Consider the following 17,783-nt stretch of genomic DNA (forward strand, 5'->3'; position numbering starts at 1 on the left):
ATCGCTCATCGGCTAGAGACTACGGGCGATGAGTTCCTTCATGATCTCATTTGTTCCACCGTAGATCTTCTGAACCCGGGCATCGGCATAGGCACGGGCAATGGGATATTCGAGCATGTAGCCGTAACCCCCAAATAGCTGTAGACATTCGTCAATGACTTCGCACTGCATCTGACTACTCCACCATTTGGCCATGGAAGCAGTCGTCGCATCAAGCTGGCCATCCCGCTGAAGCTCAATACACTGGTTGATGAACGCCCGCGTGACCTCAAGTTTCGTTTTCTGTTCGGCCAGTTTAAAACGGGTATTCTGGAATTCAAATATGGACTTGCCGAATGCTTTTCTTTCTTTCACGTATTCCAGGGTCTCCGTAAGTGCAAAGTCCATGTGGCCCAGCGCACCAATACCGATCGCAAGTCTCTCCCAAGGCAGTTGGTTCATCAGTTGATAAAAACCCTGGCCAGGTTCAAGACCCAGAATATTTCCTTCCGGGACAAGCATATCGTCAAAAAATAGTTCCGAGGTGTCCTGGCCCTTAAGGCCGATTTTGTCCAGATTCTGGCCGCGACGAAATCCGTCGACCTGATCTGTTTCAATCATCAGTAGTGAAATACCGCGCGCACCCGCGTCGCGTTGTGTTTTTACCACCAGGCAGATCAGGTTTGCCGTCTGCCCATTGGTGATAAAGGTTTTGGCGCCGTTGACCCGAAAAACACCATCCTCCAGCACTGCGTGCGTCTCTACAGACTGCAGATCCGAGCCTTGTCCGGGCTCGGTCATAGCCAAAGCAGATATACGCTCCCCCGACACAAGTTGTGGCAGCCAGCGCTGTTTCTGTTCTGTCGTTCCATAGGCAAGTACGTACTGGACGACGATCGTATGGATCACAAAACCCCAGCTGAAATCCCCCGCAAGTGCTTGTTCGTACGTCGTGACGACGTCAAAGGTGATCCCGGCGCCTGCACCGCCATACTCTTCAGGAATGGCCGCTCCGAGTATCCCAGCCTCTCCAGCTAGGCGCCAGAAATCTGGATCGACATAGCCCTGTTCGTTCCAACGTGGCACATGAGGGATATATTCACTGGCCAGAAAACGCCTCACAGATTCAGCATAAAGCTGATGTTCTTCTGTCATCCACGTCGGAGTCCGTGTGTCACTGTGCATCTGTTTATCTTCCTTGATAGTTTGGTGCGCGTTTTTCTGCAAACGCACGCGGGCCCTCCACAGCATCCTCCGTACGCATCACACTGTTGAATAGTTGGAGTTCTAGACTCATCGCCTCGTTAAATGGCAGGCTGGCACCCTCGAGGATAGCGCGTTTGGCAGCACGCAGCGCCAGTGGTCCACGTGTAAGCAGCGTATCTGCCAGCGCACGGGCTTCGTCCATCAGCTTATCGCCCGGAACAACGCGATTCACCAGACCTAGCTGGTAGGCCTCATCGGCTGTAATAGGATCACCCGTCAAGATCATCTCCATGGCGCGGGCAAGAGGGATGGAGCGCGGCAACCGCTGGGTTCCCCCAGCACCAGGAATGATGGCCCACTTCACTTCAGCAAGACCCAGCCGGGCATGATCCGCTGCGACCCGCAAGTCGCACGCCAGAACCATTTCCAGCCCACCCGCAAGTGCAACACCATTGATGGCAGCGATGATGGGTTTATAGGTCGTAAAATTTCGGGTGATCCCGCCAAAGTTCCAGTCGTCCATGACCCCGGCACCCTGCGCAGGAATCAGGGTTTTAAGGTCGGCACCCGCTGAAAACGCTTTATCACCGGCGCCTGTAAGAATTGCGACCCACAGATCGTCATCATCACGAAACTCAGCCCAAACACGATCGAGCTCTACATTGTGCGCCATATCAAGCGCATTCATAGTCTCGGGACGATCAATCGTGACGATCGCAAGACGGTTGTCTTTTTCAAATCGAATACTCATTGCCTTTTCCCCTTTGCAACGTGGCACAGCAGCCTTTATCGCAGGATCTGGACAAAACCGCTATGGGGTTGTGTATGCTCCTATAGGTCCAAGCGTATCGCGCTAACTATAATTTGAATTGTATAGTTCTCACACACTCATTAATTGGGAGACTCTCGTATCATCCAGAATAATCCGACACCAATCAGGGCACTAACAACGGAAACAGAGTAACTCAGGATATAACCTCCGGTCATGTCGTAGAACACACCGGAAAGCCAGGCGCCGCTCATACCACCCAGACCAACACCCATGGTCATGGCGCCGCAAATTGCACCGAGCCCGTGGCCCGAGAAGGCTCGGGAGGCCAGCACAGATACGATTGGACCCCGTGCACCTTGACTCAGGCCCAACGGTAAGATTGCCAGAGCCAGCAATACCATCGCCGGGGTGACACTCAGGCACGCCAGGAGTATGCAAGCTGTGATGCTCATCGCATAGGAGACGGTGGCGACGCGCTTCATACCAAAGTGACGCGCTAACCACCCTGTTCCAGCAATTCCGAAAACAGTCAGAAATCCGTTTATGCTGAACGCCATCGACGCCACGGTCGAACCAAAACCCACGGATACAAGATAAGCCACCAGCTGTGGTCCAACCAGATACATTGCCACAGCCGTAATAAACATAATCACACACAGCAACCAGAACATCTTAGTTTGCAGTGCGGCTCGCAAGTGTCCATCGGTGCTGTCGCCTAGAACACCACCAAAACGAGAAAATGGAAACGTTGTGAGCTGCAGCTTTCTCCAGGGTAAAACGTATACGATAACCGCCAGAACACACAAAATAATCCCCAGTGTCCTATAAGTCTCACGCCAACCCAGCATCTCGATAAGCTCATTGGTGATCGGTATCCACAAAATGACACCAGCACCCATACCAGAATAGGCAATGCCGATTGCCGGTGAGAGCTGACGTGCACGAGGTCCCTGATACCAGCGCGTGATCAGGACTGTGTCTGTCGTCATGCCGATTGCCGTCATCGCAATGCCAGCCATCACGCCAGTACTAAGGTAAAAATGCCAAGGCTCAGTTCCAAACCGGGCCTACGAAAAAGCAAGACCGTAGATCAGAAGTCCAATGGTATAAACAATCCTGGGCCCGACCCTGTCCACAAACCAACCGATGACCACACCGGCGAGACCGTGCGCCCCCATATAAATTGCATAAATACCCGCCAGTGTGGTCCGTGTCCAACCCATCTCTGACTCGATGGGCAACAGGAACACGGCGAAAGTCTCGCCAAATCCGCGTGACAAAAGATTCATCAGAAAAGCTAGTATCACGACCAGTGTGGCGGTTTCACGCAATCCGTGACGAGTAGATGAATCGGATACCTCGGTCACCAATTCCCCTTCAGCGTGGATACAGTCGAACGCTTGGACTGATAACTGTCACGATCACTCAGCGTGTTGCTGATTCGAGTTCTAGTGGTTCCAACCGCCGGAGTGCATCAAGTAATCCGTCGTCCAGAGGCCACCGACCAATGTCCGGACATTCAGAAACTGTATCCAAGGTCGCAAGAACATCCTTTTCAACTATTCCGATGGTATTATCCAGGGAATATCCCTCGTCCGACCAGTCAATCTGGTCGATATGATCTGCAAACCAGTTCGAGCCCGAACTGTGTTTCATCACCTCCAGCAGGCTGCGTCGATCCAGGCCGAGTACCTGCGCCATTCCAAGCACGCGATGTGTGGCCGCTATAGACGATGCCGCACAGTAGTTATTGAGTACCTTGGTTGTCATGCCCATGCCAACATCGCCCAGACGAAATAAGCGATTGCCCATCACCTGCAAAATCGGCATCAGACGGTCGACAACAGCATCTGGACCGCCGAGCATAAAAGAAAGTGTTCCCTCTCTTGCACGGTATGGCGCACCGCTCATTGCAGCATCAACCAAACTGGTTTGTGTCGGCAACTCTGTCAACAGCTGACGGATAAACCGCGGTGAAACCGTTGAACTGATAACCAGGATTTCAGGCGGGCTGGCGCCACGAACGATTCCCTGCGCTTCGCTGAAAAGCAATGATCTAGTCTGGTCCACGTCACGGACCGCACTGATCACCACATTACATCGCTTGGCGAACTCTGCGGCATCCTCCAACATATGCTCAGCGATGGCACCGAATTCTGCGAGCGGCCGCACATCGTGAGCCCACACCTCAAAACCAGCCGTCAGTAGACGCTGGGCCATCGGTTCCCCCATTGCACCACAGCCTGCGATACCGATCACTTCCTTTGCCATATGCTGAATTCCTCTGGAATTTTCAGGTACGATAAAAACCGATCGACAGCAGAACCCGATTCGACGTATTCACCGACCTGATCACCGGACTGACAGATCTGAGTTGATGTTAACCCGTTGCGGGCAAAATGCGACACTGAAGATCTGATCCTGCCCAGCTGGTCTGACCCGACCCACCACCGGAATAATAACGGCCACTGCGAGCCCTGACTTGAGGGCTGTCTCTTCAGACGATCCCCGCGTAACATATCGGGCCAGAATATCGTACGTCGCTGCTCGAATCTATACACCCAGCGCCAGTTGCACGAACCTAGACATTACCTGACAACATGCGACAACTGATAACCGTCAACCACACAAGGAGAACCGTATGGCTGCCAATCGTAAAGTAATCATCACCTGTGCCAGTACAGGGTCAATTCACACACCGACCATGTCTGAGTTCCTGCCGCTGACACCACAGCAGATCGCCGGACAGTCAATCGCAGCTGCAGAAGCCGGTGCAGCGATTCTTCATCTGCATGCCCGCGACCCGGAAGATGGCCGCCCTACACCAGATCCCGATGTCTTCATGCAGTTCCTGCCACCGATCAAAGAGGCTTGCGACGCTGTCATCAATATCACCACCGGCGGGGGCCACGGGATGACCTTGGATGAGCGCCTGGCGGCACCGCTTCGAGTCAAACCTGAAATGAGTTCACTCAACATGGGCTCCATGAACTTCGGCCTTTTCCCCATGCTGGCACGCTACGACGAGTTTCGATATGACTGGGAACGGGCGCATTTGGAGAACAGCCGCGACTTTATCTTTAGGAACACATTCAAGGATATTGAATATATCCTCGAGATTCTCGGCGAAGGCTGTGGCACTCGATTCGAGTTTGAATGTTACGACATCGGTCACCTCTACAGTCTCGCCCACTTTCTAGACCGTGGCCTGGTTAAGCCCCCCCTTTTCGTTCAATCAATATTCGGAATTCTTGGCGGAATAGGCGCTGATCCTGAAAACGTGACCCACATGCGCCGTATAGCAGACAAACTTTTTGGTGACCAGTACATCTGGAGTATTCTGGCTGGCGGTCGACACCAGCTTCCGTTGGTCACTATGGGTGCGGTAATGGGTGGTAATGTGCGGGTCGGACTGGAAGACAGCCTTTACGCGGGCAAAGGGCGACTGGCGACGTCGAATGCGGAGCAGGTATCGATCATCCGAAGGATTCTCGAGCGACTCTCACTTGAGATTGCAACACCTGATGAGGCCCGCGAAATGCTTGACCTTAAAGGTGCCGATCAGGTCGCCTTCTAGTCCAGTCCCCCACTGGGTGTTTCAGCAGTTTCAAACTGTTTGTGCAGAACGCAATACCAGTTTGTTACTCCGACTCAAGCAATTGGGAGAAATAGATGACTACACCACCTATACAAAACATTGCGGTCATCGGCCTTGGCACTATTGGTCACAGCGTCGCCCAGGTTTATGCCGCAGCAGGTTGCACAGTGAGATGCTTTGATCCTGACCCCACAACTGGAGCCAGTCTTGCCGACCGTGTTCGCACAAATCTAAAACAGATGGCCTCCGCCGGACTCTCGTCACCAGATGAAATTGAACACGTTGTGTCAAGGTTTGTGATTTGTGACAGCGAAGTCGAAGCTGTTTCCGGTGCTGAATTTGTGTCTGAGGCGGCTGCCGAAGATTTAACTATTAAGCAAGCGCTGTTCGCCAGGCTGGAAAACCATATTGACCGCTACACCATACTCGCCAGTAACACCTCCACTTATCCAATGACGCAGATATCGCGGGATATGGTCCATCCGGACCGCGCCCTGGTGACTCACCCGTTTAACCCGCCACATCTGCTGCCAATTATTGAAGTCGTGCCAGGAAAAAGCACCTCGGAACAGACAGTGTCCGCTGCAATGGCACTGATCGAGTACACGGGTAAACGCCCGATTCGGTTGAACCTCGAAATGCCCGGCTTTCTAATCAACCGTATCCAGATGGCTATGGTACGTGAGGTATGGGATCTGTTGGATCGAGGTGTTGCGTCTGCTGAAGACATCGATGCCGCCGTGCGTGGCAGTCTTGGCTTCAGGCTGGCTGCCATCGGCCCACTAGCGGTGTGCGACTTTGCTGGGCTGGATATCTGGGCCAAAGTGTTCGACAACCTTGCTGGTGAAATCTCAGCGAACCAGCAGATCCCAACCACGATTCGGACGCTGATAGATAACGAGCATTACGGCACGAAGAGTGGGCGTGGGTTCTTTAACTACTCCGATGAGACTACCCTGAAGGCCCGGACCGACGCACGAGATCGCGGTTTTCTAGAGATCCTAAAACTTTTTCATTCCGGCTGAGAAAGCTGCTCTAGAATTAATTCTCATAACCGGTTGCGTGCCAGCTTCGCGCCCTCGACCATCACTTTGAGCTTTCGTCGTGCAACATCGACGTCAAGCGGCACCAAACCGCAGTCCGGTGCCGCCTGGATCTGATCGGCCGGCAGATATTCGGCCGCTATCAGCAGCCGGGCGGCTATCTGTTCAGGGCATTCAACCCGGTCAAACCCCAACGCACCATTATCGACACAACCAAATAACACCGTTTTGCTGGGGCACAGCGTAAGCAATCCGGGATCGAGGCCGGATGCTTCAAACTCGAGCGCCAACTGGTCTACCTTTGAGTGTTCCAGCTCTGTGAGTATGGCGGGATAGGCATCAACGATCGGCCGTGGCACACCCGGCATCGGGTAACTGTAGCAAACATGGACACAGGTTTTGGCGCGGATTCCTTCGATACACCGATCCAGAGCTTCTATACCCCATTCGGCAACTTTGTCCGGGTAACGGCTGAATACCGGCTCATCGAACTGAATGACGGCCGGGCCCAGCGCATCCAGATCGCGAGCCTCGTCGTTCAACGCCCGGGCAACTGCCATGGCCAATGCCCGCTCATCTCCATAGTGCTGGTCAAGCGTAGAATCGACCACAGTCATCGGACCGGGCAGCGTCACTTTCAGCGGGCGACTGCTGTGCGCCATAGCAAATTGAAGATCGTCGACCACGATCGGTGCATCACGGGACACCTCCCCCGTACAGCGGCCGACCTCGGCCAGTCGCCGATTGTCTCTCACCCACTTTTTGGCTGGCGTGGCATAGTCAAAACCACCCAGCCGCGCCACAATGTGCGCCAAATAAGAGGTGCGGCGCTGTTCACCATCGCTGATCACATCTATATCGGCTTCAGTCTGGTCGTGGATCGCGACCCGAACAGCATCGTCCTGCGCCTGTTTCAGTAGTTCTCCTTCAAAAAGCCATGTGGCCCCTTTACCATGGACCTGTTTACCACTGGAATTTAGGGGTAGTTTCTCCTGCAGCCAAGGGGGCTTGGGCAGACTGCCAACAACAGTGGTTAGAAATGGACGGTTCGGCAGTTCCATGGTTGTTCTCTCCGAACGTAGCAATGCGCACGCAGGCTGGATCTGGTGTTCTCAGCTATATTCTGGCTCACACAGACTACAGGTTGATCGAATTATCTCAACCCAGTGTAACAATAACTTATACAGATTCGTTCACCGATAAAAAAGCGTTCTATGGACCATTACGAATCCGTCTGCAGATCCCATCGTACCTCGCTGCCTGAGACATTTAATTTCGGCCGAGATGTGGTTGATCAGATGGCCCGGAATAAAGACAAGATTGCCTTGATCTGGTGCAACGACTGCAACACAGAACGGGTACTCACCTTTCAGGAAATCGCGGACAGCTCAAATCAGGTTGCCAACTGGCTTATTGAACAGGATATCAGCCAGGGTGATCGCGTCATCGTCATGCTGCCCCGTATTCCCGAGTGGCAGATCTGTCTGACCGCTTGTCTCAAACTGGGTGCAGTACCCATACCCTGTATCACCATGCTCACAGAAAAGGACATTGCCTACCGTATGGATCATTCGGGCGCTGCTGCCGTGATCACGACGGCAGCAGAGACATCCAAGTTTCAGACCCATCTGCGCACACTTAAAGCAGCACTTGCAATAGGTGGGGCGGTTGCGGGTTGGTCGGATTACGAGTTGATCAGCGATCAGGACAGGAGATTTGAATGTTGTGACCTCGGCCTGGACGAACCTGCCATCATGTACTACACCTCCGGTTCGACCGGTGATCCTAAAGGGGTATGTCATCCGTCAAGAAGCCTTTACGCCTGGCGCTATTCGGCAGTGCACTGGCTGTCTCTGGAGCCATCCGACATCATGTGGTGTACTGCAGATACCGGATGGTCAAAAGCAGGAACGAGCATCCTGTTTGGTCCGTGGAGTCAGGGCAGTACGGTCCTTTTCTATGACGGGCCATTTGAACCACGGCGACGGTTTGAGTTGATCGAACGCTACCGCGTTAGCGTATTCTGCGCTGCAGCCACTGAACTTCGGCAACTGATCACAGAAGACGTCAGCGGAATCGATCTTTCTCACCTGAAGCACGCAGTCTCTGCCGGCGAATCGGTTAATCCCGAAATTATTTCGGCCTGGACTAGGCAGACCGGCGTACCTTTGTTGGATGGTTACGGCCAGACCGAGATTTTGATGACGGTACTCAACTACCCCTGGATGCCGGTCAAGCCGGGTTCGATGGGCCGTCCTTTACCGGGTATAGACACCGGCGTGCTTCGCACAGACGGTACCCTAGGTGGCCGAGGCGACCAAGGTGAACTGCTGATCCGCCTTCCCAGTCCCCAGATGATGCTGAGTTACTGGAACGATCCCCAACGTTCCGCCGAGGCAGTGGTGACACTGAATGGGTCAGACTGGTTCAAGACAGGAGACAACGTGCGGCAGGACACAGACGGTTACTTCTTTTACGTCGGTAGAACTGATGACATCATCAGTTCAGCGGGTTACCGGATCGGCCCACAGGAAGTTGAAAACGCCCTGATCACCCATCCTGCGGTTCAGGAAAGTGCAGTCGTCGGCCTGCCTGACCCCGAACGTGGTGAAATCGTCAAAGCTTTCGTGGTTCTTACACAATCTGATTCACAACGTGCGGACACCGAACTGGTTGCCGAGCTGCAGACCCACGTTAAACGGACAACGGCACCTTACAAATATCCCAGGGCGATAGAGTTTGTCGACGAACTGCCAAAAACAGTGAGTGGCAAAATCCAGCGCAACCTGCTGCGGCAATCAAGCCCGAATAAGTAACCCGGTTACGGTTATCAGACTGCAAGCGCCATGCCAGCGCCATAAACGATGTCCGCACCCCCCGCTGGTTCACCACCTGCCGTAAAGCCAATGGCATGCACTGATGCAATATCGTAGCTGGCTGCACTCCTGACGAAGCGATATCCATCGGTCTCGAGATCCGCATAACTGTAGCGCGGAATACGAGCGCTGACCGTAATCGCATCGCTGGTTGCTGAGAACCGTGGAGCGAGAACGGCCTGCTGTGGGGTCATGTCGAATTCAACCACATTGAGGATGACCTGTAGTACACCCATGGCGATCTGAGTCCCGCCGGGTGCCCCCAACGCCAGTAGCGGCTGCTCGCCATCAAAAACAATTGTCGGGCAGATGGAACTGAACCTCGACTTGCCCGGTGCAATAGAACCGGCCCTGCCGGGTCTAGGATCAAATACACCCATACAACCGTTATACATAAACCCCATTCCGGGTGTAATCACACCAGACATCATACCCAGTGAATGAGTCATTGAAACAATATTCCCGGAATGATCGACCGTACACAGGTGTGTCGTACCTGGAGACTCCGACAGTTGCAGCCGCTCAACCTGCGCTTTCTTTCCCTGTGAGATAGCACTGGCGTGCTCACTCGCATAAGACTGACTGGTAAGCCGCTCGACAGGCACATCGATAAAACGAGGATCTCCGACGTGGCTGTCTTTATCCGCGGTGGCTATCTTCATGGTTTCGGCGACCGTACGGATATATTCAGCGGAGTTGTGTCCCATTGCCTTCAGATCAAAGTGCTCAAGAATGTTGAGCATCTCAATAATCATGATGCCACCACCGGGCGGGTGATTGGTCGCCACCCTCAAGCCCCGATACGCACCCCACAACGGTTCTTGTCTTTCCGTCGTGTAGTCGGCGAGATCATCTGCACTCAACAGCGCATCGTTACACCGCATGTCTGCATCGATTTGCCGCGCAATGTCACCGCTATAAAAGATCTCAGCACCAGCAGCGGCAATCCGACCGTAAGTCTCGGCCATGCCTGGATTGCGAACAATGCTGCCAACCGGCTTGACCTGTCCTTGATCAAAATAAATCTCCCGCCCATCGGGAGAATAGCCTAACCTGTCCTCAACGCTGACCCGACCCGGCAGCCCAGTACCTGTCCAGTAACTGTAGACGCCGGGTGTGACCACATAGCCGTTGGAAGCTGTCTCAATAGCGGGCTGGAGCAGTTCCGCCCAGGAAGTTGTGCCGTATCTCTGGTGTGCTTCCCAGAAAGCCTTCAGTGTGCCCGGGGTAGTAATCGACTGATAGCCGATATCGTTCAATGCGCCTTCAAGTACAAAACCAAAGCCGTCCTCAGTCTCCCCCAGCACAAGGTCCTGCCACATCTCCGCTGTAGCGCCGGCAGGGACCCGCCCATGAAAGTCAATACATTCGTGAACACCCGCTTCCGGCAGGTAGAGATGCATGCTGCCAAATCCTGCAATACCGCACATCATCGGATCAACAACCGTTTGTACAAAAGCACAGGCGAGCGCTGCATCTACTGCATTGCCACCCGCGCGAAGAATATTCGCACCAGCCTCTACGGCGTCTGGCTGCAGGCTCACAATCATTGATTTGGGCATTGCGTGCGCTCCACAAACGATCTGCTGCGGCAATCATACGGGTACTTGGCGGCTTGGGGAAAGCAACAGACCAGCAATGTTGACTTTAAGGCTGTTTAGAGCGCTTCTATGGTCTCTTTCCTACGGAGTTGCCACGTGAACCAGAAGGCCACCACCGACAGGACAACCATCCAAACAAACACATGATGGTAGTCACCAAAAGCATCGTAAACAGCACCACCCAAGTACGCCCCGGCACCCCCGGCTGCCTGATGTGTCATGATAATGATGCCACTGAGTACGCCCAAGTCCGCCCGACCAAAGTATTGTTGGACAAATACAACTGTCAGTGGTGCTGTAATCCAGAAAGTGATGCCATAGCACAATGCGAACAAAATGATAGTCGTCGGTGTTGGCATCAGCATCACCAGAGTAAACACCACGATGCGCACTGCGAAACAAACCAGTGTGGGAAGCACGGGACCATAGCGGTCGGTCAGAAACCCAGTTGCGAGTACACCAAACAGCCCGAAAAGTCCCATCACCGCAAAAAGATTGCCGGCCATTGACGACGTCAGCCCCTGGTCACTGGCAAAAGCAACCACATGGGTAGCCACGAAAAAATCCTGCCCGCCACAGACGGCGTAGATCACTATCAGGATCCAAAACACGCGAGTGCAAACCGCCGTTGATACACCGCCCCTTGAGTCATCCACCCCACGGCTGACGCCCTGATCTGTCTGTTGTTGCAAAGTCGGCGGCACACCGAGAAACATCAGCGGTACAACGAGAACAACCCCAAGCCCCGCCAGGAGAATAAACGCACCACGCCAGCCGATCACGTCAAGCTGCGCCGTTAACAGCAAAATGATAACCAACTGCCCCACTCCCATACCGGATATCGCAATACTGTTTGCAAGGCCGAGTCGATTGGGAAACCAGCGGCTGATCAGAACCCCGATGGGGGCCACGGAAGTTCCCGCATTGGATAGCGCAAATATCACCCCGTAGATCAATATCGCCTGAAATGGAGTCTGAATCAGACCCATCAGTGCAATACTGGCGCTGGAAACCAGCAACGCGAATATCAGTATCAACTTGGGATTGTAACGATCCGCCAGGCGACCAATGACGGGCAGCACGACAGCCGAAACCACCATGAATACGGTTACCGTCAGCGACAGCGTGGTACGACTCCATACCAGATCATCAGCCATCGGCTTGAGCGTTAGACCGATCGTAAACCGGGAACCCCCATTGAAAAGCAACAGCAAGAAAGCCACCGCCAGTACAAAAAGCGCTTTAACTGGCGGCATCTTGTAAACCGTCATCTCGCTGACTTCACAACAAAAAGCTCACGCTTGAGCAAGCCGTCAGCCAAGGCATCTCGCCGTCTTTCGAGGTCCTTAATCCGTTTTTCCACGGCCTCAGGACCGGCCGACAACACCAGTTCACGGTGGTAGGCACGTTCGGTATCCACTCGATCTACCGTCAACTGTGCAAACGGTTCTGTCACGTCGTGCTGTGCCTCTACTGTCCACCCTGTTTGGGTCAGCAGCGATCGATAGCTGCTCTTTGATGCTACAAATTCTGGGCCGGCATCCAGCGCACGGCGGTGATCGAATTCCGACAATCCCGGGGGGACGGAAATCACACTGAACACCATCGGCCTGCCTGGACGCAGTATGTTCTGACAAGCCCGCAACACCGCCTTTTTGCGCAGCAGGCAACACAGCAGATCCGCGTGGCATACCGCATCGAAACTATCGTGGGCAAAAGGCAGTGCTGCAGCATCTGCCAACGCCAGCCAGACAGACGCATTACTGGTTTCTTTCAACCGCCTCGTTTGGGCGATTTTCAAGCCGAAAGCCGGGAGATCAACCAGAGCCAAATCGCAACCCGTTGTTCGGGACAGATAAAGACCCGGCCAGCCGGAGCCGGACCCTACATCGAGCAGTCTGGACCCCGACCTCAGCTCGAGTAAGCTGGCCATGCGATCCGCTTCTGCCCTTGTCGTCCAGCTGCTGGCACCGTAGTCGCAGCCACAGACCTGGCGCTCAATTTTCAGCATCGCCGGATGCTGCGCATACTCGTAATAGGTATCCATGGCGTGCCTTTGCTGCTGTTCAGCTGATGTCAACACGGTCTGTTTACCTACGTTCTCAATCTGAAATCAGACTCTTCAAGGGCGCCCTAGACACGACTGGTCGGAGTGCTATCGTACCAGCCACACCGATCCCGAGTGCTCCACCGATACACCCCAGGCCCCATACCCACCAACCTGGGGACAACGTAAACCCGAATACTTCTGTTGCTAGAATCGAAGCGGTGGCAACAGCACTCGTCGATGCTAGCAGCCCGGCAACAGCCCCCAGCAGCGCAAATTCGAAGAACTGGGTCAGCCACAAGCGCCGAGTACTCGCCCCAAGTGCTCGAAGTACCGCAGCATCCCGGCTTCGCTCTATTGCGCTCGCTTGTACGGCCGCGGTCAGCACTGCGATACCAGCCAACAACGTGAATATGAAAACGTACTGTACCGCCACACTGACCTGCTGGATGACCTGCCGAACCTGCTGCATCAGAGAATCGATATCAAACAGGGTAACAGACGGAAACTGTTGGATCAGCCGGATCGTAGTATCGGTGTTCTCGGCTGGCAGGAAAAAACTGGTAATGAGCGTCCTAGGCCGATCTAGAAGCAAGCCCGGTGTGGTAATGACAAAAAAATTAACCTCGAAACTGTCCCAGGCAACCTCTCTCAGATTGCTCACCCGGCCGGTCAGATCGACTCCGGCAACACGGAAAGTCATCTCATCACCAATACCAACGCCGAGGGTCTGCGCAAACTCTCTTTCCAGTGATAACAGGTGCTCATCGTCCTGGCCCGCTGTCCACCATGTTCCGCTGACGATGCGGTTGGTATGTGGAAGGTCGCCTGAGGGGGAGAGATTGAACTCGCGGGCGGCAAAACGCTGAGCTTGAAGCGTCGGAAACGACTGTGGCTCCACTGGCTTACCGTTGTGTCTAACCCAACGACCCCGGGTCATAGAGTAGAGACCCGACGTGGTCAGGTTTTCCTCGGCAAAAAATTTCATCAACGAGGTACGCTGGTCGGGCTGGATGTTGATCAAAAACCGATTTGGTGTGTCGCTTGGGAGCGAATTCATCCAGCCCTCCATTAACTGGGTACGCATGACCGTCACCATCAACAGTGCGGTAATGCCAAGGCCAAAAGCGAGCACCTGCATCACGCCCATGCCGCGTCGGCCCCCCACGGTAGACATGACATATCGAGTGGTCGGACGTGAAACCGGAATTTGTGTGGCCAGCCAGAGGATCACCCATCCCCCACATGTAAGCCCGACCACCAGACAAACTGTCAATCCCATAACCCACAAGGTGAGCACAGCCTCATCGGCTTGCCAGAAGATCAGTCCACCGCTGGTGAACACCGCCAGTCCAATCGTCAACCACATCGAAGGCGGAGCCACGCCTTCTTCTCCCCGCAGAATCCCTAATACTGAGACAGTGGGCAGCTTGAGCAGTGGCGCGAGTCCGAAACCCAGCGCCGTAATCAGTCCAACTAATATCCCCGTCAGCAATGGCCAAAGAGAAGGGGGACCGAGTGAAAAGCCGAGTTTTTCTTCGGCGAGAGCCGATAGAAATGACTGTCCCGCATAACCCAGCAAACCACCAACGCAGGAGGCAGTCAGTGCAACCCGTACCAACCGGAAGATGAAAATCCTAAGGATCCGTCTCTGACTCGCACCCAAGCAGCGCATGACAGCCGCAGTCGTCGATTGCCTGCGGGCATAAAAACGCGCTGCGATGAATATACCGGCTCCAGCAACGATTACCACCGACAAGCTGGCCAGCCCAAGGAAACTCGAGGCCCGCTCGAGCGCGGTTCGGACACTGGGCTGAGCATCCTGCACACTCCGCCGTTCAAGGCCTGGGAAATCCTGTCGGTTTAGCCATTTCGAGAATGCGTTCAGTGCGTCCCGAGTACCCGCCAGCTGAATACGGTAATGCGCCCGACTTGATGATGTGATGAGTCCCGTCGCGCTGAGATCTGACAGTCTGATCATGATTCGCGGCGCAGCCATACGGAAAAATGAACCAAAGTCATCGGGTTCAGTGATCAGCGCATGCGAGACCCTAAAAGATTTCTCGCCGAGCTGAACGATGTCACCGGTATCAAACCGGGCTTCTGCAAACAAGCGTGAATGTGCCCAGCTTTCTCCGGTGGCTGGAATCTTGTGGGCCGCGGAACCTTGACCATAGGGCCGCTCGGCTACCTGGGCAACTCCGCGAAGGGGATATTTCTCATCCACCGCCTTCACTGATACCAAGCGTGGTGATCCCGCCGCGGTCAGCATCATGCTGGGAAATTCGACCTGCTGACTAAGCTCAAGCCCTAAAGCCTTCGCCTGATCCACTACTCTGGGAGCGATAGGATCATGGGCCTGCAGCACCAGATCGCCACCGAGGCTCTGCGCGGCCCGACTTTGCATAGCCTCCCACACACGCTCATTAAAGATACCAACCGATGTCACGGCCGATACCGCAACCACCAGCGCCAACGCGATTACCGGAAGACCAGCTTCCTGCCAGTCCCGTCGAAAAATGCGCACACCATCCCTGACGGTAATCAAGACTGCAGTCGCCCGCCGACGCCGAGCGTCAAAATTCGATCGCAGCGGTCAGCCAGCGAAGCATCGTGAGTCACCAGTAGTAGGGCACTTCCATACTGTTGGCGAAGATCGAAAAACAAATCCGCAATAAGACCACTGCTTGCAGCATCCAGATTGCCGGTGGGCTCATCAGCAAACAACACCTTCGGATTTACAACAAAGGCCCTGGCCAGGGCAACCCGCTGCTGCTCGCCACCGGACAGTTGCGATGGGTAATGGTTTACCCGTTCAGTCAATCCCACGCGATCGAGCAGATCTGCCGCGGCAGGTCGAGTATTGTCGTAACCGGCAAGTTCCAATGCGATCTCTACGTTTTCAATTGCACTCAAGCCTGCCAGCAGATGAAAGGTCTGAAATACGAATCCAACATTGCCTGCCCGAAGTGCTGCTTTCTCATCCTGGTTCAATATGCCGAGTTCTCTACCGAGGAGATGAACCGAACCTCTGGTCGGATCCTCCAGACCTGCCAGCAGAGCCAGCAAAGTAGATTTGCCCGAACCCGATGGCCCGGTGATGGCAACTGCATCGCCCGGCATGACTGTCAGGGTAATCCCATCGAGTATGCTCAATTCTCCATCCGGCGTTTTCACTTGCCGGGACACATCGTCTGCAGTGACAATCGGTTTCATGCTGCGTCTACTCCTGGTGCTGTCCGCTTTATTGTTGCCCGTAAAGGTCAACGCGGAAAACATTGTAATTCTCGGTGACAGCCTCAGTGCCGGCTACGGTATTCCGCTCACCGATAGCTGGCCTGAACTGTTGAGATCACGATTATCGCAAATGGGCCACGTGTACGACGTAATCAATGCCAGCATCAGCGGGGAAACAGCAACTGGCGGCCGAAATCGACTGCCGGAACTGCTCACAGAGTGGCACCCCAAGATATTGATCCTTGAACTCGGTGCCAACGATGGCTTGCGAGGAGCACCGATCGTCTCGATTCGTGATGATCTCGATTACATCATCAGCCATTCCCTGGCTGAGGGTACCGACGTAGTGCTGGTGGGTGTCCTACTTCCTCCCAACTACGGCGCACACTACACCCGTAAGTTCCGTGATGTTTACACAGAATTGGCCAAACGCTACGCGTTGCATTTTCTACCTTTTATTCTCGACGGCATCCACGGCCAGCCTGAACTGATGTTGGATGACCGCCTGCACCCATCATCTCTTGCACAACCTATGATTCTGGATAACCTTTGGCCGGTTCTGGCGCCACTATTGAACGTGATCAGATGAGTCAGATTCGAACAGGTTCCAACTGGGGTACCTAAAATCCCCCGCTCGAATTCAGACCTGGCTGGCTGTACTGTACAGCCGGCGCTACACTCATCGTCAGTTCACCATTCTTTATAATAATACCGACGTGACTCAAGGAGAACAGCCTATGTATACGCTATACGGTTCGCTAGGTGCGGCCAGTCTCACTCCTCAGTGCGTACTAGAGGAAGCCGGCGTCCCCTACGAACTCATCGAAGTGGATATTTCAGAAGACACCGAACGTGATCCGGAATACCTGAAGCTCAACCCACATGGCCGAATACCAACGCTGGTATTCGATGACCAGGTCATGATCGAATCCGCTGCTATTTCTATCTATTTGGCCGACAAGCATTCTCAAACACAGCTTAGTCCTCCCTTAGATCATCCCGAGCGCTCCCGTTATCTGCAATGGATGGTTTACCTCACCAACACCCTACAGGAGGCCTTACTGCTAAAAATGTACAGCTCACTCTACACTGATGACCCCGAGGGATCCGCTGCCGTTATATCCCGTGCATCATCAAAACTGGACACGATTATGGCCTTTGTTGAACAGTCACTAGGCCTGACAGAAGGACCTTTCTTTCTGAGCAGCGGACTCAGCACAGCCGATATTTACCTTAATATGCTTGGTGGATGGGACCCAGCAATCCAGGTCCGGATACTGTCCTCGTCTACAGTCGCAAACATACCGGAAAACCAGCGGTATATTAATGTCGAACGTAACTATGCCGAGATGCTCAAGCGACCTGGGGTTGCGAAAATATTTGCTGCCAATGGCTACTAATTTGTTGAGAATCCAATCGAGTCC

General features: G+C 54.0%; 16 protein-coding genes. 5 read left to right on the forward strand and 11 right to left on the reverse strand.

What is annotated here, in order from left to right; genetic code table 11:
• Nucleotides 1–12 precede the first annotated feature (12 nt).
• The 5 genes from MK323_01000 to MK323_01020 form a co-directional block, all read right to left on the reverse strand.
• Entirely contained in the window at nucleotides 13–1,164 is a 1,152-nt protein-coding gene (locus MK323_01000) for an acyl-CoA dehydrogenase family protein (GenBank protein MCH2480746.1), read from the reverse strand.
• A 4-nt stretch (nucleotides 1,165–1,168) separates the two neighbouring features.
• On the reverse strand, nucleotides 1,169–1,936 hold the full coding sequence (locus MK323_01005; protein ID MCH2480747.1) for an enoyl-CoA hydratase-related protein: 768 nt from the start codon (nucleotides 1,934–1,936) through the stop codon (nucleotides 1,169–1,171).
• A gap of 140 nt (nucleotides 1,937–2,076) precedes the next feature.
• A complete protein-coding gene (locus tag MK323_01010) occupies nucleotides 2,077–2,976 on the reverse strand; it encodes an MFS transporter (GenBank protein MCH2480748.1) in 900 nt (299 codons plus the stop codon).
• A 48-nt stretch (nucleotides 2,977–3,024) separates the two neighbouring features.
• Nucleotides 3,025–3,324 (reverse strand): hypothetical protein, encoded by a 300-nt coding sequence (locus MK323_01015; protein MCH2480749.1) that lies wholly within the window; start codon nucleotides 3,322–3,324, stop codon nucleotides 3,025–3,027.
• Between the two features lie 58 nt (nucleotides 3,325–3,382).
• On the reverse strand, nucleotides 3,383–4,228 hold the full coding sequence (locus MK323_01020) for an NAD(P)-dependent oxidoreductase (protein ID MCH2480750.1): 846 nt from the start codon (nucleotides 4,226–4,228) through the stop codon (nucleotides 3,383–3,385).
• A 370-nt stretch (nucleotides 4,229–4,598) separates the two neighbouring features.
• Here MK323_01020 and MK323_01025 point away from each other — a divergent pair, with 370 nt between their 5' ends.
• Both MK323_01025 and MK323_01030 read left to right on the forward strand, forming a co-directional pair.
• A complete protein-coding gene (locus MK323_01025) occupies nucleotides 4,599–5,534 on the forward strand; it encodes a 3-keto-5-aminohexanoate cleavage protein (protein ID MCH2480751.1) in 936 nt (311 codons plus the stop codon).
• Nucleotides 5,535–5,629: 95 nt separating this feature from the next.
• The gene (locus tag MK323_01030) at nucleotides 5,630–6,580 is read left to right on the forward strand and encodes a 3-hydroxyacyl-CoA dehydrogenase NAD-binding domain-containing protein (protein ID MCH2480752.1); all 951 of its coding nucleotides are present in this window, start codon (nucleotides 5,630–5,632) and stop codon (nucleotides 6,578–6,580) included.
• A 23-nt stretch (nucleotides 6,581–6,603) separates the two neighbouring features.
• Here the strand turns inward: MK323_01030 and MK323_01035 are convergent, their stop codons facing one another.
• On the reverse strand, nucleotides 6,604–7,659 hold the full coding sequence (locus tag MK323_01035; protein ID MCH2480753.1) for a hypothetical protein: 1,056 nt from the start codon (nucleotides 7,657–7,659) through the stop codon (nucleotides 6,604–6,606).
• Nucleotides 7,660–7,812: 153 nt separating this feature from the next.
• Between MK323_01035 and MK323_01040 the strand changes: the two genes are divergently transcribed.
• The gene (locus tag MK323_01040) at nucleotides 7,813–9,414 is read left to right on the forward strand and encodes an AMP-binding protein (protein MCH2480754.1); all 1,602 of its coding nucleotides are present in this window, start codon (nucleotides 7,813–7,815) and stop codon (nucleotides 9,412–9,414) included.
• Between the two features lie 14 nt (nucleotides 9,415–9,428).
• Here the strand turns inward: MK323_01040 and ggt are convergent, their stop codons facing one another.
• The 5 genes from ggt to MK323_01065 form a co-directional block, all read right to left on the reverse strand.
• The gene (gene ggt / locus MK323_01045) at nucleotides 9,429–11,036 is read right to left on the reverse strand and encodes a gamma-glutamyltransferase (GenBank protein MCH2480755.1); all 1,608 of its coding nucleotides are present in this window, start codon (nucleotides 11,034–11,036) and stop codon (nucleotides 9,429–9,431) included.
• 95 nt (nucleotides 11,037–11,131) lie between these two features.
• Entirely contained in the window at nucleotides 11,132–12,346 is a 1,215-nt protein-coding gene (locus MK323_01050; protein MCH2480756.1) for an MFS transporter, read from the reverse strand.
• A complete protein-coding gene (locus tag MK323_01055) occupies nucleotides 12,343–13,158 on the reverse strand; it encodes a methyltransferase domain-containing protein (protein MCH2480757.1) in 816 nt (271 codons plus the stop codon). Before MK323_01055 ends, MK323_01050 begins: the two co-directional genes overlap by 4 nt.
• Before the next feature lie 19 nt (nucleotides 13,159–13,177).
• Nucleotides 13,178–15,670 (reverse strand): ABC transporter permease, encoded by a 2,493-nt coding sequence (locus tag MK323_01060; GenBank protein MCH2480758.1) that lies wholly within the window; start codon nucleotides 15,668–15,670, stop codon nucleotides 13,178–13,180.
• Nucleotides 15,667–16,338: an ABC transporter ATP-binding protein gene (locus tag MK323_01065; GenBank protein MCH2480759.1), complete on the reverse strand. Its 672-nt coding sequence runs from the start codon at nucleotides 16,336–16,338 to the stop codon at nucleotides 15,667–15,669. The genes MK323_01060 and MK323_01065 overlap by 4 nt, the downstream gene beginning before the upstream one ends.
• Here MK323_01065 and MK323_01070 point away from each other — a divergent pair.
• A complete protein-coding gene (locus MK323_01070) occupies nucleotides 16,322–16,948 on the forward strand; it encodes an arylesterase (GenBank protein MCH2480760.1) in 627 nt (208 codons plus the stop codon). The genes MK323_01065 and MK323_01070 overlap by 17 nt on opposite strands.
• Nucleotides 16,949–17,096: 148 nt before the next feature.
• Complete coding sequence (locus tag MK323_01075; GenBank protein ID MCH2480761.1) at nucleotides 17,097–17,759, forward strand: glutathione S-transferase family protein; 663 nt, start codon at nucleotides 17,097–17,099, stop codon at nucleotides 17,757–17,759.
• The last annotated feature ends 24 nt before the right edge of the window (nucleotides 17,760–17,783 follow it).

Source organism: Gammaproteobacteria bacterium (genome assembly GCA_022450155.1).
GTDB lineage: Bacteria > Pseudomonadota > Gammaproteobacteria > Arenicellales > UBA868 > REDSEA-S09-B13.